The organism is Streptomyces sp. NPDC054872, assembly GCF_053610705.1.
Genome location: NZ_JBSGYY010000008.1, coordinates 171,113 through 191,472, shown reverse-complemented (window position 1 = coordinate 191,472; position 20,360 = coordinate 171,113). Strand labels below are relative to the sequence as shown.

Annotated in this window: 15 protein-coding genes; 5 read left to right on the top strand and 10 right to left on the bottom strand. The window is 67.9% G+C overall.

Features of this window, described 5'->3' with window-relative positions; genetic code table 11:
- Positions 1-455: 455 nt before the first annotated feature.
- The 9 genes from ACWGIH_RS12780 to ACWGIH_RS12740 form a co-directional block, all read right to left on the bottom strand.
- Positions 456-5,003 carry a DUF6531 domain-containing protein gene (locus ACWGIH_RS12780; protein ID WP_453448054.1) on the bottom strand — a complete coding sequence of 1,516 codons (4,548 nt, stop codon included), beginning with the start codon at positions 5,001-5,003 and terminating at the stop codon, positions 456-458.
- Positions 5,004-5,034: 31 nt separating this feature from the next.
- Positions 5,035-6,105, bottom strand: a complete 1,071-nt coding sequence (locus ACWGIH_RS12775) for a hypothetical protein (protein ID WP_453448055.1) — start codon at positions 6,103-6,105, stop codon at positions 5,035-5,037.
- The gene (locus ACWGIH_RS12770; RefSeq protein ID WP_453448056.1) at positions 6,105-6,752 is read right to left on the bottom strand and encodes a hypothetical protein; all 648 of its coding nucleotides are present in this window, start codon (positions 6,750-6,752) and stop codon (positions 6,105-6,107) included. The genes ACWGIH_RS12775 and ACWGIH_RS12770 overlap by 1 nt, the downstream gene beginning before the upstream one ends.
- Positions 6,753-6,876: 124 nt before the next feature.
- Positions 6,877-7,503 (bottom strand): Uma2 family endonuclease, encoded by a 627-nt coding sequence (locus ACWGIH_RS12765; protein ID WP_453448057.1) that lies wholly within the window; start codon positions 7,501-7,503, stop codon positions 6,877-6,879.
- 223 nt (positions 7,504-7,726) lie between these two features.
- Positions 7,727-8,497, bottom strand: a complete 771-nt coding sequence (locus tag ACWGIH_RS12760) for a succinate dehydrogenase iron-sulfur subunit (protein ID WP_453448058.1) — start codon at positions 8,495-8,497, stop codon at positions 7,727-7,729.
- Positions 8,497-10,251, bottom strand: coding sequence for a succinate dehydrogenase flavoprotein subunit (gene sdhA, locus ACWGIH_RS12755; protein ID WP_453448059.1), 1,755 nt, complete (start codon positions 10,249-10,251; stop codon positions 8,497-8,499). The genes ACWGIH_RS12760 and sdhA overlap by 1 nt, the downstream gene beginning before the upstream one ends.
- Before the next feature lie 16 nt (positions 10,252-10,267).
- Complete coding sequence (locus tag ACWGIH_RS12750; protein ID WP_351172835.1) at positions 10,268-10,750, bottom strand: succinate dehydrogenase hydrophobic membrane anchor subunit; 483 nt, start codon at positions 10,748-10,750, stop codon at positions 10,268-10,270.
- Positions 10,751-10,758: 8 nt separating this feature from the next.
- A complete protein-coding gene (gene sdhC, locus ACWGIH_RS12745; protein ID WP_160506796.1) occupies positions 10,759-11,139 on the bottom strand; it encodes a succinate dehydrogenase, cytochrome b556 subunit in 381 nt (126 codons plus the stop codon).
- A gap of 149 nt (positions 11,140-11,288) precedes the next feature.
- A complete protein-coding gene (locus ACWGIH_RS12740; RefSeq protein WP_453448060.1) occupies positions 11,289-11,822 on the bottom strand; it encodes a 2-oxo-4-hydroxy-4-carboxy-5-ureidoimidazoline decarboxylase in 534 nt (177 codons plus the stop codon).
- 370 nt (positions 11,823-12,192) lie between these two features.
- On the opposite strand from ACWGIH_RS12740, the gene ACWGIH_RS12735 reads away from it, so the two are divergent.
- From ACWGIH_RS12735 to ACWGIH_RS12725, 3 genes are all read left to right on the top strand, one after another.
- On the top strand, positions 12,193-13,794 hold the full coding sequence (locus ACWGIH_RS12735) for a beta-N-acetylhexosaminidase (protein WP_453448061.1): 1,602 nt from the start codon (positions 12,193-12,195) through the stop codon (positions 13,792-13,794).
- A gap of 174 nt (positions 13,795-13,968) precedes the next feature.
- Positions 13,969-14,475, top strand: a complete 507-nt coding sequence (locus ACWGIH_RS12730; RefSeq protein ID WP_453448062.1) for a hypothetical protein — start codon at positions 13,969-13,971, stop codon at positions 14,473-14,475.
- A 31-nt stretch (positions 14,476-14,506) separates the two neighbouring features.
- Complete coding sequence (locus ACWGIH_RS12725; RefSeq protein WP_453448063.1) at positions 14,507-15,154, top strand: hypothetical protein; 648 nt, start codon at positions 14,507-14,509, stop codon at positions 15,152-15,154.
- A 119-nt stretch (positions 15,155-15,273) separates the two neighbouring features.
- Here ACWGIH_RS12725 and ACWGIH_RS12720 read toward each other — a convergent pair whose 3' ends face one another.
- A complete protein-coding gene (locus ACWGIH_RS12720; protein WP_453448064.1) occupies positions 15,274-18,084 on the bottom strand; it encodes an FG-GAP-like repeat-containing protein in 2,811 nt (936 codons plus the stop codon).
- Between the two features lie 202 nt (positions 18,085-18,286).
- On the opposite strand from ACWGIH_RS12720, the gene ACWGIH_RS12715 reads away from it, so the two are divergent.
- Both ACWGIH_RS12715 and ACWGIH_RS12710 read left to right on the top strand, forming a co-directional pair.
- The gene (locus ACWGIH_RS12715) at positions 18,287-19,129 is read left to right on the top strand and encodes a hypothetical protein (RefSeq protein WP_453448065.1); all 843 of its coding nucleotides are present in this window, start codon (positions 18,287-18,289) and stop codon (positions 19,127-19,129) included.
- Positions 19,130-19,242: 113 nt separating this feature from the next.
- Positions 19,243-19,830 (top strand): RNA polymerase sigma factor, encoded by a 588-nt coding sequence (locus tag ACWGIH_RS12710; RefSeq protein WP_453448066.1) that lies wholly within the window; start codon positions 19,243-19,245, stop codon positions 19,828-19,830.
- The last annotated feature ends 530 nt before the right edge of the window (positions 19,831-20,360 follow it).

Below are 20,360 nucleotides of genomic sequence, written 5' to 3'. Positions count from 1 at the left end.
GTCACCCGCCAGGGTGCTCGGTCGCCTTTGCGGCTAAGGTCTTGATCGACTGGATGTCCTGCGTCCCGTCGACGGGGCCGTTCGGGAGGTCGCCGGAGCCCTTGCTGACGCGTGGCCGTGCTGATGGCCTCGGCGACCTCGGAATCGCTGCCGTCGGGGAGGGCTTCGTGTTTGAGCCGGAGGGGCATTCAGGAGATCAGGCTCCGTTCCCACGGAGTCTTCTCCCGATCTCGATGTCATCATCGAGGGCGCTTAGGCGAGGCGGAGTCCTGGAATCGTCCAGAACAACTACGTGAACTCGATCGCCCGCCTTGGGAGGCTCTACATCAGACCACCAAGATGGGTGCTTGGTCTGGTCGATGAACCCCTCCTGCCCATCGAAGTTTACGAAGGATCCAACCGGACTGACCACCCTGATCGTGACATCGAGCTCTTGATGATTGACAACCATTTCCTCAACCTCTTCCGCCCATGGGTACCCATGTTCTATCGAGTGTCAACTCGTTGAATCTATCAAGTTTATCGACCGGGATCTCGAACTCGATCCGCGGAGATCCATTCGGGCCCTTCCAGTCATGGACTTGTGCGTACGGCTTCTGGCCGAATTCCTTGAGGAAATCGGGGTGCATGTCGTAGCGAACCATCCCGTCCGCGAAGTTACTGTTTGTTGGGCTCATGTATTCTGCGGCAACTCCGCGCTCGCCAAAGTATATTTTCCCGTCCGACATGACACCTGGTGCGATTTCAACATCTGGCTGATGATTGGCCGGATTGGGGCCGTGTGCCCGCTCGTAAGCCGCATCCTTGGCCTTCGGTGTTCGATAAATGGGAACAGGTTTTACACAGTCATCGGGTGCGAGTCCAAGCGCATCAACCCATGTATGAGGGTTCTGGACGTAGGTATTCGGATTTGGTGCAGGCGCCAGGCCGAGAGGGTCAGGGGTAAGATATCGAGCCGTTTCAGGGTCATAGTGGCGGAAGTAATTGTAGTGGAGTCCAGTTTCTGGATCAAAGTACTGTCCGGGGAAGCGCAACGGGGAGTATGTCGTACTCTTCTCGTCCCACGTGGTGGTTCCCCAGAGCGTGCTCCGCGAGTGCCAAGCAACGTTTCCCTGTTCATCGACGAGCTCAGTAGGGGTGCCGACGAGGTCGGTGACGATCGCGTAGAAGCGAGAGTCAATCTCATCCTGTGGGGAATCTACGGCCGCGATGCGCTCTGACTGGGCTATAGGGCGCAGTCCTTGATGGTCCCAGGTCAACGTGACCGGATAAGGCAAGTCGACGGCAGACGTCGTCTGCTCGCAGAGGGTGCTTCCGTCCCAGGTGAAGTCAGTCTGCTCGACAACGGATTCGCCGTCTTTCGCGAGCCTCTGCTTGCATGTGCGGCGGCCGAGCGGGTCATAGCGGTATCGCCAGCGTGTGCCGTCGGGAGTCGTCACCTCCGTGAGGCGATCGTCGGAATCCCAGACGTAGCGCCACGTATCAGGCTTTCGAGAGAGACGGATCTTCTGCCGCAGAGTGATGCGGCCGAGAGCGTCATGCTCATACCGGACTTGTCCAGCACGAGTTATGCGAGTGCCGGAATAGGTGCGCGCGCCAGTGGCTTCGTGGCTGGCGTGGTTGTCGGGCCAGATTGCATGGGTTTGATTACCGGCTGAGTCGTAGGCATAGGTCTCAGTCCACTTATCGGCGTGGACGGCCGTAACACGGCCGGTAGAATCCAGATCGAAGCTGCGCGTACCGGATAGTTGATCACCGACTTGGGTGAGATTGCCATCGGGTCGGTAGGAATAGGTGCGGCCCTGGACCGGTGTGCCGTCGTGGGTGATTACCGACTGCGCGCTGAGGCGCCCCAATTCATCGAAGGCATGATCCAGCGTAAGTTTCCCGTTGACCCGCCAGGAAAGTCCCCGGCCTTCAGGGTTGTGCTGAAAGTCAATCACCTGGCCGGAGGTGCTCAGCTGAGCGTGATTACCCACAGCATCGTAGGTCCATGCACTGGTCGCACCTGTGGGTGTGGTGCGGCTCGAGCGGCGCCCTGCTCCGTCGTAGGTGTAGGAGACGGTGCGTCCGTCGACGGTCTCAGAGAGCAGTTGCCCCAATTGGTTACGCCGCAGCAGAACTTCGGAGTCCGGTCCAGTGACGTGGGTCAAGTGCCCCAGAGGGCTGTAGGCGAAGGTGGTGACGGCTCCGGCGAAATCCTTCCGGATGATCCGGCCAAGCGCATCGTATTCGAAGGAGACTGTCTCGCCGATGCTATTTGTGCGGGAGGAGAGGCGGCCGGCTGCATCATATGTGTATTTAAGTGTGCGGTCGTCGAAGTCCGTCTCAGATATCAGGCGCCCTGCGGGATCGTACTCATAACTCCAAGTCAGCCCCTGTGGGTTCACGACGCCGGTAAGCCTCAGCGAGGCGTCGTAGACGAACTCGGTGCGCGAGCGGTCCGGACGGCTGCGGGCCGCGACCAGGTCGAAGTGTGTGTACTCAGAACGGGAGACTTGTCCCAGCTGGTCGGTATAGCTGAGACAGTTGCCCTCTCCATCGAAGGTCCATGATTCCGTGGAGCCGTCGGGGGCGGTCGAACGAGCTGGTTTGCCCTCGCTCGTCCATTCCATGCGGGTGCAGCCGCCCGTGGGATCTGTGATGACCGTCGGACGACCGAAGCTGTCCCGCTCGTATGTTGTGGTCGCCCCTAGCGGATCGGTGATCTCAAGCGGTAGCCCCGCAGGATTGCAGCGCACGGTGGTGACAAAGCCCAACCCATCGGTGACTGCAAGGGAATGACCGGACTGGGTGTAGGAGGCGCGAGTGGCGACCCCTGACCGATCGCGGACAGCGATGCAGTTGCCGCGCTCGTCGTAGGACCGCTCCCAGGAAGTGCCGTCGGGGAGGTGGACGGCCGTAACGAGGTTGAGATCGTTGTAGTCGTAGCGCACGGCAGTGTTGTCCGGGCCGGTTACCGAGATGGGCTGTCCCAGTTCATTGCTCACCACATGAGTGGTGTGCCCGAGTTGGTCTGTCGTGGCTGCCACGTTCTGGTGGGCGTCATAGGCGGTGGTGACCATGCCGCCCAGCGGGTCGATCTCGGCGACGACCAGGCAGCGGTCATTGATGACGAAGCGGGAGGTGGCGCCCTCGGCCGTGGTGGCCTCCGTGATGCGGCAACCGGGCCACGCGGGGTCCTTCATGTCGTAGGCGAAGGTGTTGGCCAGGTGCCCGGCCATCCCCTGCTGTGCGATGCAGCGGTCCTGGTCGTCATAGGCGTAGGTGTAACGACTTTGGTTGGTGTCCTCCCACGACGTGATGCGAAGCCGCTCGTCGTAGGTGAACTTCAGGGGCAGACCGGAGGAGTTGATGACGTGGGTGAGGTTGCCGTCGGTATAGCCGTATCGCTTGATCACGGCGTCGGCGCCGTCCTCGGCGGCACCCGCCAGACTCAGCACGGTGATGCGCTCGTCCTCCACGGCCAACTTGAGGTGATAGCCGCCGCTGTGGCGGATCGCCAGCGGGGTGCCATCGGCCTCGTGGTCGATATCGATGCTGTTGTGGTTGCGGTCGGATATCCGCACCAGGAGCGCTACGTCATCGACGGGCGGGGCGAAGTATCGACGGTGCCCGGTGACCGTGTTGGTGACGCGGTATCCACCATCGTCCAGGCGCTCCAGTGGCCAGTGCGGGCCAGAGTCGGGCAGAACGGAAGCGCATGGCCCCTCGGGGTGAGGATAGGCAAGGAGCATGCCGTCCTCGGTGACGAACACGACGCCGTCCTCGTCGATCTCCAGGCGCTGATCGACGGTGGAGGCCCAAGTCGGCCCGAACCAACCGCCGGTGCGGTATCCCGAGGCGACACGACGGGTGAAGACCAGCGGTAGCGTACCCGGCAGGGTGACATCGTCCTCGCTCAGGAACATCTGCCCGGTGGCCACGTCCACCGGGTCACCGCATCCCTTGATCTTGCTCTTGATGCGGTTGAACGCACCCTTCGCGCCCTGCGTCAGCGCTCCCCGCGCCGACTTGAGCCCCTTGAGCCCTGCCTTGAGGCCTTTCATGCCCTTGGCGAGTTTGGCGGCAGAGGTGATGCCCTTCATGCCGGGTATGCAGTCGAGGGCGGCGAAGGCGACGTCGAGTAGGCCTGCTTCTCCGTTGGCGTATTTGTTGAGGGTGTCGGCGAGGACGACGAGGGCGGCGATGAGGACGATGGCGCCGAGGATCGGGCCGCCGATGATCAGCGCGATGACGCCGAGGACGGCGACGACGACCTTGCAGACGGCGACGATGGTGTCCCAGTTGTCAGTGACCCAGTCGCCGACCTCCTCCCACCACTTGCGGTTCTGGATCCCGGCGTCGGAGGCCTCTTCGAGTTTCTTCTTCGCCGTACCGGCCGCGTTCTGGCGCATCTTGCGCGCGTCCTCGGCCATCTTCTTCGCCGCGTCGAGGTTGCTCTTCGCGGCGGACACGTCCGACTTGGCCGTCGTCTGGGCTTTCTCGGCGGAGTCGGCGTTGCGGGTGGCGGCCTTGACCTTGTCCGGGTCCGGCTTGGGAACATCCTTCCCGGAGTCTTTGTCGTCCTTGTACTTGTCGGCTTCCTTGCCCGCCTTGTCCATCCACGAGTCGGCGGAGGTGAGTCGCGTCTGGGCGCTGCTCAAGTCGCCTTGCGCTTCACGTCCCTTGACCAGTGCCTTGTCGGCCAGGGCCTGGGAGCGTTCCAGTTCCGGCCAGTACGCCGACAGGGCGTCGCCGGCCATCTCGTAGCTCTTCTTGAGCTTCTTCAGCTTGCCCGGCGCGTCCTCGAATTCCGCCGTGAAGGATTCGGCGGTCTTGCCCGCCCAGGTGAGGATCGCGTCCTCGCCCGCCATCCCCTTGATGTCCCGCAGAACCTTCGACACGTCGTCGGCGAAATCGTGCAGATTCTTCGCAAGATTCCGCACCCGGTCCGGGTCACCCGGCGTCGGGTCCTTGTCTAAGTCCAGGACATGCCAATCCGCCGGTCGATTCCCCGCCATAACGCAACCCCCGTTGTGCTCGTAGCGTCGTCTATCGGTTGATGGACTGGATCTCTTGGACGTTGATGTCCTGAGTCCCGTCGAAGGTTCCGTTCGGAAGGTCGCCGCCGGTGTTGCCGGAGCCCTCCCACGTGATCTCCCAGGTGATGGAAGCCTTCAGCTGGAACGGCTCGCCCCCGGTGGCCCGCAGGTACGCGATGCCGCACGGTGGGTCTTCCTCGGAGGAGCCCCTCGTATACGGGGTGCCGATGCTGCCGTCCTCGTTCACCTTGCACTCGCCCGACGCGGGGAACGTCGTCGCGTCCGCCGTGCCAGGCTCCAGGTGCAGGCTGACCGGCTTGGCCGTGGTCTCCGCCCACAGGCCTGTGCCGGGCAGCTCGGCGCGGACCTTGACGTCCTCGAAGGTGCCCTTGTCCAGCCAGACCCACGTGGGCAGGTTCACCGTGGACTTGGCTTCCGGCTTGAGCTCGACCTTGGTGTCCGGGACCTTGACCTTGTCGTACGCGTATGAGGCGAGGACCTCGGGCGTGGGGGCGTTGTCGATCTTCGGGAGGGTTCCGGCGTCCTGCCAGAAGAGGGTCTCCTCGCAGTCGTAGGCCTCCGGATCATCTTCCATGTCCGGATTGACGACACCGCGCCAGAACTTGCCGTCCTTGCCGAGGTTGAAGTTCTTGTAGCTCTTCGTGCCGTCGCTCTGCGGCTTGCCCTTCTCGTAGTAGTCCACCATCAGCTGTTGCCCCCAGCTGAGCGAAGGCGTGACAGGCACCAGGTTCTCGTTCGGGGTCTTCTTGAGCTGGTCCGTCGCGGCCTTCACCTCCTCGGACGTCGCCACGGGTTCGTACCAGCAGGCCGGGGGCTTCCAGTTGGGGTCCACCGGGGCGAGCCCCTTGGTGGAGGAGCCGCCCTTGCCACCGCTGACCTGGTTGACCGTGATGTTCGTGGCGCCGACCCCGGCGTTCAGGGTGTTGTTGTTCGCGCCGCCCGAAGGCCCGGGCGGATTCTGGTTGTTCTTGTCCCCGATGGCGTACGCGGCCGTCGATGAGAAGCCGAGGGCGAGAGCTGTGGCGAGCAGGATGGCGCCCGCCTTCGCCGTGGTCCGCATTACTTGCAACCGCCAGGGACGGTCTCCAGCGAGACGGTCTGCCACACGCCATGCTCCGACTTGGTGAGCCGGGCCCGGTACTGCAGTACGGACTCGGGGGTGTCGGGGGTGGCGGTGACCTTCTTGGTCTTGCGGTTCTTCGTGGACGACTCGCGCTCGTCGACGCAGTAGAAGAACACGGCCGCGTCCTTGCCGCTGACGTTGACCTTCGGGTCGTAGACCTTGATCTCGCCGATCAAGCTGTCGTCGGTCTCGATGAATCCCTTGATCCACTTACGGGCCGTGGTGAGAGAGCTGCCAGCGTCGTAGAACGCCACCGCTTCCGACTCCGGGTTCGCCTCGATGATCGCCGCATACTTCGCCCGCAGTTCTTCCTTGCCGTCGTCCAACACGGCCTGGAGCTTCGGGTCGCTGTTCGTCCAGCCCGCGAAGTTCGCCTGGAACTCGGCCGGGAGCTTGATCTTTGGCCGCGCAACCCCACCCGGCTTCGCCGACGCGCTCGCGGAAGCCTTCGAGCCCCCGTCCCCGGCCCCCTCGATCTTGTCGGAGGAGGAGTCGTCGCTGTCCCCTCCCGATCCGCACGCGGTCAACAGCAGGGCCGCGGACGCGGCAAGCGCGGTCGTCAGGAGGCGGTTGGGGCGGTTCACTCGGGACTCCCGTGGGGTGGAGGGTAGCTGAAGCGAACCAACGCTATCTCTGGGCCGAGTCAGGACACCAGGCGGACTCGGTTCCGTTGATCGACGGCTGGGGCGATGACTGGGGCGGTGGCTCTCAACTTCCGTTCCGTACAGACTTTCCCGCCTCCAGGACCTCCGTCACGTCCAGCGTGACCTTCGCGCCGATCGACTCGGGGAGGGTGACCAGCTGACCGGGGGCGTGGACCTGGTGGGTCTTGTACTCGTCGTCGGACGGGTCCATGAGGGTGTGGAGGCGCCCGTGCTTGCGGTCGACGATGACGTAGACCGGGATCTCGGCCGCGGCGTACGACGTGACCTTCGCCCGGAGGTCGTTCTGGTAGTTGCTGGAGGTGACTTCGAGAACCAGGCGGAAGGAGAGGGGGTCGTAGCAGTTGTTCTCGATGAGGTGCTCGTCGATGTCGGCGTCGACCACGACGAGGTCGGGGATCGCGTAGTCCTCGGCGCCCGCGGGGAGCCAGAGACCGACGCCCTCGAGGACCTCGGTTTCCCCGCCGTCGAGCCCGGCCACGGCGAACGGGCGCCTCAGCCGGGAGAGGGCGCGGGCATGTGCCACGTCCGGGGGAGGGGTCACGGTGATCTGGCCTCCGATGATCTCGACGCGGTGGCCCGGGTTGCGATCCATGAGCAGGTTCGCCTCGGCGAGCAGGGACCGCTCGCCGGAGAGGTCGTCATGGGGCCGCTCGGCAGCTGCTGCGGACATCGCGTGCCTCCTGAGGGCTGGTGTCGAGAGCATCATCGTAGGACGGGGAAGGGGCCTAAGGCCGGTCCCGACGCGTTCACCGGTACGGGTGAGCGAGGTCCTGGTAGCTGCCGGGAACAGCGAAAAGGCCCCGCCCCGGTGCAAGACCGGGACGGGGCCCCTCAGCGGCTGCGTAAAGCAGGCCGGGAAGAAACAGGCCAGGAAGAAACAGGCCGGGAAGAAATCAGAAGCGTCGCGTGATCAGCGCCCGCTTCACTTCCTGGATCGCCTTCGTGACCTCGATGCCACGCGGGCACGCGTCCGTGCAGTTGAACGTCGTGCGGCAGCGCCACACGCCGTCCTTGTCGTTCAGGATCTCCAGGCGCTGCTCGCCCGCTTCGTCACGGCTGTCGAAGATGAAGCGGTGCGCGTTCACGATCGCCGCGGGGCCGAAGTACTGGCCGTCGTTCCAGAACACCGGGCACGACGACGTGCACGCCGCGCACAGGATGCACTTCGTCGTGTCGTCGAACCGCTCGCGGTCCTCCGGCGACTGCAGGCGCTCGCGCGTCGGCTCGTTGCCGGTGGTGACCAGGAACGGCATGACGTCGCGGTACGCCTGGAAGAACGGGTCCATGTCGACGACCAGGTCCTTCAGGACCGTCAGACCCTTGATCGCCTCGACCGTGATCGGCTTGGACGGGTTGATGTCCTTGATCAGGGTCTTGCAGGCCAGGCGGTTGCGGCCGTTGATGCGCATGGCGTCGGAGCCGCAGATGCCGTGGGCGCAGGAGCGACGGAAGGTCAGCGACCCGTCCAGGTCCCACTTGATCTTGTGAAGGGCGTCGAGGACACGCTCCTTCGGGTCGATCTCGATCTCGAAGTCTTCCCACGTCGCGTCCGCCGAGACCTCGGGGTTGAAGCGGCGGATGCGGAAGGTGACCGTGATGTACGGGGAGTCGGCGAAGCCGGCCTCGGGCTTGGCGTCTTCCTTGTCGAGGGTCGGGGTTGCCATCAGTACTTACGCTCCATCGGCTGGTAGCGGGTCTGCACGACCGGCTTGTAGTCGAGTCGGATCGACTCGGCGCCGTCGTCGCCTACCTCGCGGTACGCCATGGTGTGGCGCATGAAGTTGACGTCGTCGCGGTTCGGGAAGTCCTCGCGGTAGTGACCGCCGCGGGACTCCTTGCGGGCCAGGGCCGACTGCGCCATGACCTCGGCCAGGTCGAGCAGGTTGCCCAGCTCGATGGCCTCCAGGAGGTCGGTGTTGAAGCGCCGTCCCTTGTCCTGGATCGAGACGTTGAGGTAGCGCTCGCGGAGCTCCGCGATCTTCTCCACCGCCGTCTTAATCGTCTGCTCCGTGCGGAACACCATGACGTTGGCGTCCATGGTCTCCTGCAGCTCCTTGCGGAGCTCGGCGACCCGCTCGTTGCCCGTGGCGTCCCGCAGGCGCTCGACCTGGGCGACGACGAGCTCCTCGGCGTTCTCCGGGAGTTCGACGAAGTCGTTCTTCGCCGAGTACTCCGCGGCGGCGACACCCGCGCGCTTGCCGAAGACGTTGATGTCCAGGAGCGAGTTGGTGCCGAGCCGGTTGGCGCCGTGCACCGAGACGCAGGCCACCTCGCCCGCCGCGTAGAGGCCGGGGACGACCGTGGTGTTGTCGGCCAGAACCTCACCCTCGACGTTCGTCGGGATGCCGCCCATGGCGTAGTGCGCGGTCGGCTGGATCGGGATCGGGTCCGTGTAGGGCTCGATGCCGAGGTACGTGCGCGCGAACTCCGTGATGTCCGGGAGCTTGGCGTCCAGCTGCTCCGGCGGGAGGTGCGTGAGGTCGAGGTAGACGTGGTCGCCCTCGGGGCCGCAGCCGCGGCCCTCACGGATCTCCGTGTAGATGGAGCGCGAGACGACGTCACGCGACGCGAGGTCCTTCATGACCGGCGCGTACTTCTCCATGAAGCGCTCGCCGTCCTTGTTACGGAGGATGCCGCCCTCACCACGGGCGCCTTCCGTAAGAAGGATGCCCATGCGCCAGATGCCGGTCGGGTGGAACTGGAAGAACTCCATGTCCTCCAGCGGCAGGCCGCGGCGGTAGCAGGCCGCCTGGCCGTCACCCGTGAGCGTGTGCGCGTTCGACGTCACCTTGAAGAACTTGCCGGTGCCGCCCGACGCGTAGACCACGGCCTTCGCCTGGAAGATGTGGATCTCGCCGGTCGCCAGTTCGTAGGCGACGACGCCCGCGCTCTTCTTTACGCCGTCGACCTCCACCAGGAGCTGGTCCAGGACGTAGAACTCGTTGAAGAACTCCACGCCCTCCTTGATGCAGTTCTGGTAGAGCGTCTGGAGGATCATGTGGCCGGTGCGGTCGCCCGAGTAGCAGGCACGGCGGACAGGAGCCTCGCCGTGGTTGCGGGAGTGACCGCCGAAACGGCGCTGGTCGATCTCACCCTTGGGCGTACGGCCGAAGGGCAGGCCCATCTTCTCCAGGTCGAGGACCGCGTCGATGGCCTCCTTCGCCAGGATCTCGGCGGCGTCCTGGTCGACCAGGTAGTCGCCGCCCTTGATCGTGTCGAAGGTGTGCCACTCCCAGTTGTCCTCCTCCACGTTGGCGAGCGCGGCGGCCATGCCGCCCTGCGCCGCGCCCGTGTGGGAGCGGGTCGGGTAGAGCTTCGTCAGGACCGCGGTGCGGCTGCGCTTCGTCGACTCGATCGCCGCGCGCATGCCCGCGCCGCCGGCGCCGACGATGACAGTGTCGTACTTGTGAATCTTCACTGGGTTCGCCTCGGCTTTAGCGGATGTTCGGGTCGAAGGTGAAGATCACCAGCGTGCCCAGAAGGATGGTGAACACCGTGGCGGTGTACAGCAGGCCCTTGAGCCACAGGCGCGTGTTGGCGCGCTCCGCGTAGTCGTTGATGACCGTGCGCAGGCCGTTGGCCCCGTGCAGCATCGCGAGCCACAGCATCAGCAGGTCCCAGACCTGCCAGAACGGCGAGGCCCAGCGACCGGCGACGAACGCGAAGCCGATCTTGCTCACGCCGCCGTCGAGCACCAGCTGGATCAGCAGGTGGCCCAGGACCAGGACGACGAGGACGACGCCGGACAGGCGCATGAAGAGCCATGCGGCCATCTCGAAGTTGCCGCGGGTCGAGCGCGGGGTCTTGGAGGTGCGCTTGCGCGGCGCCTCGATGAGGGGAGCCGGGTTGTCGACGTCGTAGAGCGAGGCGCCTTCGACGGGACCCACTCCGGCTTTGTCGAGCGTGGTGTCGGACATGTCTGGCGTCAGCTCCCGAAGACTTCGCGGACGGCGTGGCCGAGGACCGGGTAGAGCGCCCCCACCATCAGGACGATCCAGATACCCATGACGGTCCAGAGCATCTGCTTCTGGAAGCGCGGGCCCTTCGACCAGAAGTCGACGGCGATGACACGCAGGCCGTTCAGCGCGTGGAAGAGGATGGCGGCGACCAGGCCGTACTCAAGGAGTGCGACGAGGGGCGTCTTGTAGGTGCTGACGACATCGTCGTACGCCTCCGGGGAGACGCGGACGAGAGCGGTGTCCAGCACATGCACGAACAGGAAGAAGAAGATGAGGACGCCGGTGACTCGGTGAGCCACCCAGGACCACATTCCTTCCCGGCCGCGGTACAGCGTTCCAGCCGGCACGGCAGAACCCTCCGGGAGCGGGGATTGGGGCCAGCCGGCTTGGGTGGTCGGACGGGCCCGGCCGGGTACGGTCCACCGGCCGCTCGTCATCGTATCGACGAGTTGTCGGTTCGCTCGCGCGGGGTAGCCAGGTGTGATCAAACAGGCAATCAAACAGGCACGTACGGGCTATTCAGGTCGTGCGCGAGCCGGGTGAGTCGGCCGCGGGCCAGTTTCCGCATCTCCTCGGCCGCGATGACGCGCTCCTCCTCCGGGTCGTTGGCGAGGCGGGCGCGGATTCCGGCGAGCAGATGGTCCAGGGCCTGGGTCGGCGGGACGTCGTCCAGGCAGATGACGAACACGTGACCGAACCGGCTTTCGTACGCGGCGTGCGCGGCCCGCAGGGCGGTGTGGGCCGCGGTGTACGTCCCCTGCCGGGGAAGGACGGGACGCAGAGGTTCGCAGGCCAGGGCCTCGGCGAGGTCTGCGGGCGGCAGGTCGTACGCCGCTTCGTCGGACGCGGCGAGCAGCGCTTCCAGGTCGGGGTAGGGCCGGTGGTCGACCAGCCGGCGGGCCCAGAGGTGGCTGCCGCAGCAGGTGAGCAGCGCGGCTTCGGCCGCGCCGGGCTCGGCAGTGTTCAGTTGCTCCGGGACGGGGCTCGGTGAACGGTGCTGGGACAGCGGGGGCTCCTGGGCAGGGGGCATCGACGAGGGAGGCGTGGGGGTTTTGTCGCAACGCTAGCGAGGCTTGGTGGGGGCAGTCTGACGGACGCGTGAATTTCACCCGGATGGGAGAGTTTCGCTTCGCGTGGTGGACGGTACCGGTGCGGGGGCCGTTTTACCGTGGCCGGATGACTGCCGCCTGTGCTGCTCGTCTTGCCCTCCAAGCTCGTCCTGCTCCCGCTGCTCGTCCTGCCTCCGCCGGTAGGCGGGGGGTCCTGTGCGCCGCCGGTAGGCGGCGGATGTCTCCCGCCCACCCACCCGTTTGCCCGGCAGTTGGTCCCCGTGCCGCCACAGCCCCGCGGTCCCTGCCCGCACCCCCACCCGTCCACCCGGCAGCTGTAGGCGGTCACCGATGAAGCAACAGCGGCGTTTCGCATTCGCCTCCGCCGGGCTCGTCGCCGGGGCCGTCGTGCTCGCCGTGGCCGTCTGGCCCGGTGGCGGGGGCGGGGGCGCGCCCGCGGCTTCGCCGTCCGACAGCAAGGCCCCCGTCTCCCCGACCCCCTCGCCCACGAAGTCGTACCCCCTCTCCGAGGCCCCCGCCACCATCCCCGCCGTACGCGAGCACAGTGCGGCGCGCGGACCGGGGTGGAAGCCGGGGAGCGGCGGGCGCGTGGTCATCGGTGACGAAGATCTCGCCGACGAGGGCAAGCTGCTCGCCGGTGAGCTGAAGCTCTCGTACGCCGGTGACGCCGACCCCCGGAAGGGTGACGTGCAGCTCGTGCTCGCCCCGGGGGACGCCGACGCCTCGGAGGGCAGGGACGAGTCGTACACCCTCTCCGTGAAGGGGCAGCGGGTGAAGATCTCCGCGCCCGAGGAAGCGGGCGTCTTCTACGGGACCCGCACCCTGAAGCAGGAGGTGCGCGACGGCCGAACCGCGCCCGAAGGCGTCGTACGCGACAAGCCCGCCAAGCCGCAGCGGGGCTTCATGCTCGACATCGCGCGCAAGCACTTCGACGCGAAGTGGATCGAGGACCGCATCCGCGAGCTCGGCGACCTCAAGTACAACCAGCTCGGCCTGCACTTCTCCGACGACCAGGCCTTCCGCATCGAGTCCGAATCGCACCCCGAGATCGTCTCGCGCGACCACCTCAGCAAGGCGCAGGTCCGCCGCATCCTCAAGCTGGCGGCGAGCCGTCACATCACCGTCGTGCCCGAGATCGACTCACCGGGCCACCTCGGCACGGTCATCGCCGCGCACCCCTCCCTCCAGCTCCGCGACACCCGGGGCGTCGCCGCGCGCGGCGCGGTCGACATCTCCAAGCCGCTGGCCGCGGAGATCGTCGACGACCTCCTGGAGGAGTACGCGGACCTCTTCCCCGGGCGCTACTGGCACCTCGGAGCCGATGAGTACGCCGCCCTCACGGTCGCCGACCCGGAGGCCAGCTACCCGCAGCTGGCCGCCGCGGCCCGCGACAAGTACGGGCCCGACGCCCGCGTGCAGGATCTCGCGACCGGCTGGCTCAACGACAGGGCCGAGACCATGCGCCCGTACGAGCGCGGGCTCAGGGCATGGAACGACGGGTTCTTCCGTGGCGGGGTCGAGAAGGCCGACGACGACATCGACGTCGCGTACTGGACGGGCAAGGAGATCGGGGCGAGGGAGCCGGCCGAGTACCTGAAGGAGGGCCGGAAGGTGATCAATTACAACGACGAGTACCTCTACTACGTCCTCGGCCAGCCCAACGCCTTCCGCTATCCCACCGGGCAGCGGATCTACGAGCAGTGGACCCCGCTGGTGATCCGCGGGACGAAGCCGGTGGACGCGAAGTACGACGACCAGATCCTCGGCGGCTCCTTCGCGGTCTGGTGCGACCTGGCCGGCTCGCAGACGCAGGAGCAGGTGGCGCAGGGCATCCGGATGCCGCTGAAGGCGACGGTCCAGAAGCTGTGGGACTCGCGCGAACCGAAGCTCTCCTGGGCGGAATTCGTGAAGCTGGCCGACCGGGTGGGCTAGACCCTCGGGCCACCAGATCCGTTTTTTCGGCTTTCTGGTGGCGAACTTGCCTATGTCTGTGGTGTATTCGGCCCAAAGCCGATCGCGGCCGTCGACCGCAGCCGGTGATCGCAGTCGACGAGCGCGATCGACGAGCACAATCGGCCGGAGTCGAGTACACGGGGAGACGCGGGCATGGGCTACTGGGGTTATTACGTCGTGGGCAGAAGCGAGCGGCCGCTCGTGGAGCTCGCGGCGGTGGCCGGGGTGCGGGACGAGCTCAGCCTCCTCGTCCAGCGGGACGACGGCTGGCAGGTGTGGGAAGTGCCCGGCGGCGACGGCACGCGCGACGTCGGCAACATGAACACCCTGGCCCTGGAGACGGGTTCGCCCGCCCTCTTCGGATACGTCATGGACAGCGACTGCGTGGTCGTCGAGGCGGCCGCCCCGGAGAGCGGGGTATGGACGACGTGCCTGGCCCGCGACGCGATGGCCGGGTACCTCGGCGACGACGGCCTGAGCCTGGACGACTACTTCCTGGAGCCGCGCGACGCGGCGGACCGTGCGGTGACCTGGGCGGCGGAGTCGGGCAGGACAGTGGCGCCCACGACGCTGCTCGATGTGCTGAACGCCGCCGCGGAACCGTCGGCCGAGGAGCTCTTCTTCCGCTTCCTGGACCGGCTCGGCGTGGTGCCGCAGTGACGTTACCGAGGGCCCGCACGCAGTAGGGGACATGCATTGTCCCCGACGGGAGGCGTACGACATGGGCGGCGCGAGTCTGGTCGAGCTGATTGCCGAGGCCGACGAGAGAGGTCTGGCGGCGAGCGGGCTCGCCTGCCTCGACCGGTGTGTGCCGCTGCTCGGCGGTGGTGACGAGGTGCTGCGCCCGCTGTGGGGGAGCCTCGCGGAGGGCGGCGCCTGGGACGCGGCGCTCGCGGAGGCGCGGGTGACGCTGGGCGGCGCGGACGTCCTTGAGGACCCCTCGGCCGACGAGGCGAGCACCCTCGCCTACCGCATGCTCGGCGCCGTGCCCTCCCGGCGTTCCGCCGCCGAACTCCGCGAGTGGGCCGACGCCTGCTCCGTGGCCGCGCTGCAGATCCACCGGCTTCTCGACACCGGCCCGGACGGAGGCACCCGCGCTTCGGCCCTGAGCGCGCGGCGCGCGGAACGCACGGAGGGGGTCTCACCCCTGGTCGCCGCCGAACTGAGACGCCAGGTACGGATTCTGGAGATCCTCGCCAACAAGGGCGGAGGCGTGGGCGTGGGCGGGGGCATGGGCGCGGGTGCCGGTGGGCTGCGGCAGGCGCTGGACATTTCCACGGAAGGGCGCCGGGTCCTGCGGGCCGTGGTGTCACGGCGGGAGCGGGGGAGCCGGGTCTGACCGTGGGGTGCGGGTGGCGGGTTGGCTTGGGGCCGGATGCAGAAAAATCCCGCGGCATCCGGTGACAACCGGCGTGTCCGCGGGATTTTCCTGCAATCCCCCCCCCGTAAGCCCTCCCTCTACGGCGTCAGCGTCTGGCCCAAGTGGGCTGCTGCTGGGGTGCCGAGTTGTGTGCGGCCGTAATAGACCGCGCTCGTCGTCGAGACGCCCGACGAGCCGGTGTCCAGTTGGAGGAGCGTGCCGTTGCCCTCGTCCTCGCCGTCCACGCCGATGGCGAGGTCGGCGCGGCCGTAGCCCGAGAGGTCGGCGAGGATCACCGACGAGCCCAGGCGGTCGGCGGTCTCCGTGGAGCCCGTGATGCCTTCCGTGTCCTGGGAGAAGGCCTGGGCGCCGGTGCCCGTGAGGCCCGATGACGCGCCCTTCAGGAGGAGGCTCGTGCCCGCGTCCTTCTTCGCCGATCCGGAACGCGTGATGTCCTCGTTCGGGGCGCCCGTGAGGACGTCCGCGTAACCGTCCAGGTTGAAGTCGCCCGCCGAGACCGACCAGCCCATCGCGTCGCCCGACTCGGCTGCTCCCGGGACCCCGGACGTGTCCTGGTGGACCGTCTTGAGGCCTGTGGTCGTGAAGCCGGTCGACGTGCCGGGGACCACCGTCACCTGGCCGCCCGCGTATGCGCCGGACTCCGCCGTGTACGGCTGGCCGATGACCAGGTCGTCGTAGCCGTTGCCGTTCACGTCGCCCACGGCCAGTGCGCGGCCGCCCTTGACGGAGAGCGAACCCACCCTGCTCAGGCCCGACTTGGTGCCCTTGAACCACTGGACCTTGCCGATGCCGGCCTGGTCGCGGTAGTTCAGGGCCACGTCCGCGTAGCCGTCACGGTTGAAGTCGCCGGACGCGGCATCCGCGTACGAGATGGCCGTGTCGCCCGACGTGAGGGTGCCGCCCACCTCGTTGCCCGCCTTGAAGCGGGCCGCCCAGCTGCCGCCGGTGCCGGTGGACGCCGCGAAGACGTCCGCCTTGCCGTCCGCGTTGAAGTCGCCGACCGCCACCGCGGAGCCGAACTTGGCGCCGGGGTAGTGGAAGTCGTCCGCCAGCTGCATGTCCGTGCCGGTGTCGAAGGCGGGGCCGTAGAGGATCGTGACCGCGCCGCGGTCCTTGTTCGAGGTGTCGTCCTCGCCGGGGGCGCCGATCGCCAGGTCCGCGTGGCCGTCGCCGTTGATGTCGCCCCACGCCGTGGCCGCGGCCCAGTTGTCGCCCGCCTCGGAGGCGCCGGGGACGCCGGGGCTCGACTGGGTGAGGGTCTTCTTGGAACCGGCCACCGGGCCGTCGAGGCCGCCCGGGACGATCGTCAGCGTGCCGACGCCGCCGGACGCCTTGGGCGTGCCCGCCACCAGGTCCGTGATGCCGTCGCGGTTGAAGTCCGCCGTGGGAATCGCGGAGTTGCGGCCCGCGCTCGCCGCGTAACGGCGGATCTCACCGAGCTTGGAGTACAGGTTCTTGCCGGGGCAGAGGGTGGCGAAGCCGTCCCGGTGGCCCGAGATCGTGTTGAGGGAGGGGGTGTCGCCCTTCTTCCACACGCCCGTGTCGTCGGCCGCCGTCAGCGTGACCTTGGCGGACGGGTCGCCTCCGTACTGGCCGAGCTTCCAGGCCGCGACGCGGGAGACCGACTCGAGGGTGGCGCGCGTCGGCTTGCCCGCCTTCTTGTACGTCTCGCCCGGGGCCGGGTTCTCGTTGCCCTCGAAGTCGCCGAGGACCGCGATGCCCGCGGACTCACCGTTGAAGCCGAACGTGTGCGCGCCGCGCACCGGCAGATCGGTGCCGCCGCCGCGGCCCTCGAAGACCTGGCCGCACTTGTCCACGAGGAAGTTGTACCCGAGGTCGTTCCAGCCCTCGGTCTCCACGTGGTACGTCATGATGCCGCGGACCAGGGACGCCGACTGGGCGCAGCTGTAGTCGTTCGTGCCGACCGTGTGGTGGACGAAGACCGCCTTGACCTTCTCGATGTACTCCGGCGGGTCCTCGACCTGCGACTCGTCCGCGCCCCAGCCCGCCCTGCTGATCATGGGCGGCTTGGTGACCGTGGACGTCGGAGCGGGCGGAACCGTGGGGTCCGGGTCAGGGGAGGCGGTGGGGGAGCCCGTGGGGGCGGGGGACGTGGGCGGCTCGGTGCCCGGATCAGTGGGGGCGGGCGAGGAGGGTGCCTCTGTCGGTCCCTCCGTCGGGGGGACGGTCGGGGGTTCCGACGGCTCGGGCTCCCCGGAACCGCCGCCCGAACCCGGGTCCGGCGGCACCGTCGTCTCGTCGGCCGCTGGGGCCGCGAACGCCACCGGTGCCATCGCCGAACCGTCGAGCGCCGGGTTGTTCGCCTCCTTGGACGTCACCCCCGGGTCCACGAGGTTGACCTCAAGTCCCGTGGGCAGTGCGGTACTCGCGGTACCGTCCGCCGCGACCACGCGGACCTCCACGCCGTCCGACGGGCCGACCCACAGCGGCTCGGACGCGGCACGCATGCCCGCCTCGGCCTTCTCGGGCAGGTGCAGTTCGAGGTCCAGGTGCTGCCAGCCGGTCCACTTGTCGCTCTCGATGGAGCGGGTGCGGACCTGCGCCGTGCCCTCGAGCTCCTTCGTCACGCCGGTCCACGAGACACCGAGCAGCGAGAACTGCTCCGTCGACGTGCGCGGCAGCTCCCTCTCCTTGGCGCCGTCCGCCTTCAGCGCGATGTCGTGCACGCTCACCGGGCGCTTGCCGCGGGAGGTGTCACCGGCCCGGCTCCCGTCCGAGGGATCCGCCATCGCGTACGTGACGGCCCCCGCGCCGCCAAGGACGACGGCCCCGATCGTCAGCCACGCGCGGCGCTTGAGACTCAGTGGTCTGTACGCGTGCGTGCTTCGCGCTGTTTCGCGCGGTTTACGCGGGCTCAAATGCCCCACCCCTCAACGAAATTGCCGGCTGATCCGGTTGACCAAAGCGAGTGCGTACGACCGCCCGAAGGATCAAACGGTTGTACGTGGGCGGGTGAAATGTGACGTGACGTATCCCGCACTCCAGGGGTGTGACATATGGGCGGATCATTGCGCTGAGTCACCTGACAGGTGTGAACGAAGAGGATGGGTGGGGGCCTTGGTGCCAGGGGTGGGGAAGAGACGCCGGTGGGTGCGGGGAGTCGCCTGCTGTCTCGCGATGGGGGCGCTCGCGGCCTGCGGCGCGAAGGGAAAGGTGTACGAGGGGCTGGTCGAGCGGACGCCCGCGGAGCCTTCGGCCCCCGCCGACGAGGTGCGGGGCGGGCGGCTCGCAGGCGAGGCCATGGCTCTCCTCAGGGGCGCCGACTCCGTGCGCATCGGGGTCGAGATGACCAGCCCCAAGGGCCACCAGGAGGTCTCCGTGCACCTGGACCGCCGGAGCAACTGCACGGGCACCTTCGACTCGGGGCCCATGCAGCAGGGCGAGTTGGTCATGATCGGCGGCGAGGAGGCGTACGTCCGTTTCTCGGACGCGTCGCTCGACGCGATCCGGGACGCCGCCGTGGAGCGTGGGCCGCGGATCGCGGCCACGGCCAGGGAGCGGACGGATCTCGCCCGGGGCAAGTACATGAAACTCCCGAAGGGGGGCGCGCGTTCGGGCGCGGCCTCGCCGACGAAGATGTGCGACCTCGACAAGGTGCTCGGCCAGCTCGGCGGGCCGGGGTCGGACGCCGACATGGAGGGCGCCCGCGCGCTGCCGGACAGGCGGTGGCACGGGGAGAAGGTCACGCCGCTCGCCGCGACGGACGGCGGGCACGACATGACGGCCTATCTGGCGACGGGCGACAAGCCGTACATCGTCGGCATGACGCAGGAGCGGGGCGACGAGCTGATGGAGATGCGGATGTCCGACTACGACAAGCCGGTCGCCGCGCAGGCTCCCGACCCCTCCCTGGTCCTCGACATGGAAGCGCTCGGCATGGGCACGGGCGGCGGCTCGCTGTTCGAGGTGTGAGACGCCGTCCGCATCCGTGACAGCCACCTGTGACATTTCTGTCGGCTCTGGCGCAGCTCAGCGTGGAGGCACGGACACGGTGAGCTGTGTCGCGTCGGTACGGATGGGAAAGCGTGGGTCGAGGAGGGGAACCCCGTCGCGCACGGGCGCGGGACGAGGAGCTCGGCGCCGCGGTCGCGCGGGCGCAGGAGGGTGACGAGGCGGCCTTCGCGGTCGCCTACCGCCTGGTGCAGCCGGGGCTCGTCGGCTATCTGCGGGGCCTGGTCGGCCACGACGGCGAGACCGCGGAGGACATCGCGGCCGAGGCCTGGCTGGAGATCGCCCGTGATCTGGGGCGGTTCCGCGGTGACGGCGCCGGCTTTCGCGGCTGGACGGCGACCATCGCGCGCCACCGGGCACTTGACCACCTGCGGCGCCAGAAGGTCAGGCCGCGCCCGTCCGCTCTCGATCAGGACATGCTCGATCTCCCCGGGCCGCTCAGCACCTCGGAGCAGGCGCTGGAGTCGATCTCCACGGGCCAGGCGCTCGCGCTGATCGCCGGGCTGCCGCCGGACCAGGCGGAGGCGGTGCTGCTGCGGGTCGTGGTCGGCCTCGACGCGGGGGCCGCGGCGCGGGTACTGGGCAAACGCCCCGGGGCGGTACGGACCGCGGCGTACCGGGGGCTTCGACGCCTTGCGCGGCAACTGGGGGGTGCGGGGTGAGCCGGCCGCGGGCGGTTGCCGGCACCCTCGCCAGGCGCCTGGCGGAGGCGATCCGCGCAGACCGGGTCGACACGGAGGCCCAACGCCGAGCCCTAGCCGCATTCCGCTCGGCCCGCGCCACCGCATCCACAGAACACCCCCCACCCACCCGCCCGAACGACGACTGGCGCGGCTGAGCGGGCGCCCTGATTGGGGGCGCGGGGAACGGCGCGACGTTCGGCGGGATGGGCGGCGGGGATCAAATTCCGGGGCGGCGAAGCTGCCGAGGAGGGTGCGGCGTGGCTGAGCGGGCGCCCTGATAGGGGCGCGGGGAACTGCGCGACGTTCAGCGGGATGGGCGGCGGGGATCAAAAATCCCCGGGCGGCGAAGCCGCCGAGGCGGGTGCGCGTTCAGGGGGATGGGCGTCGCGGGACAAAACCCGGGGCGGCGAAGCCGCGGAGTCAGACCGCCGGGCCCCGCCAAGGTGAGCGGCCGGGGTCGCCACCCCCCACAGGAGAGACCCCGGCCGTCACGCGGACGGACCGCACGC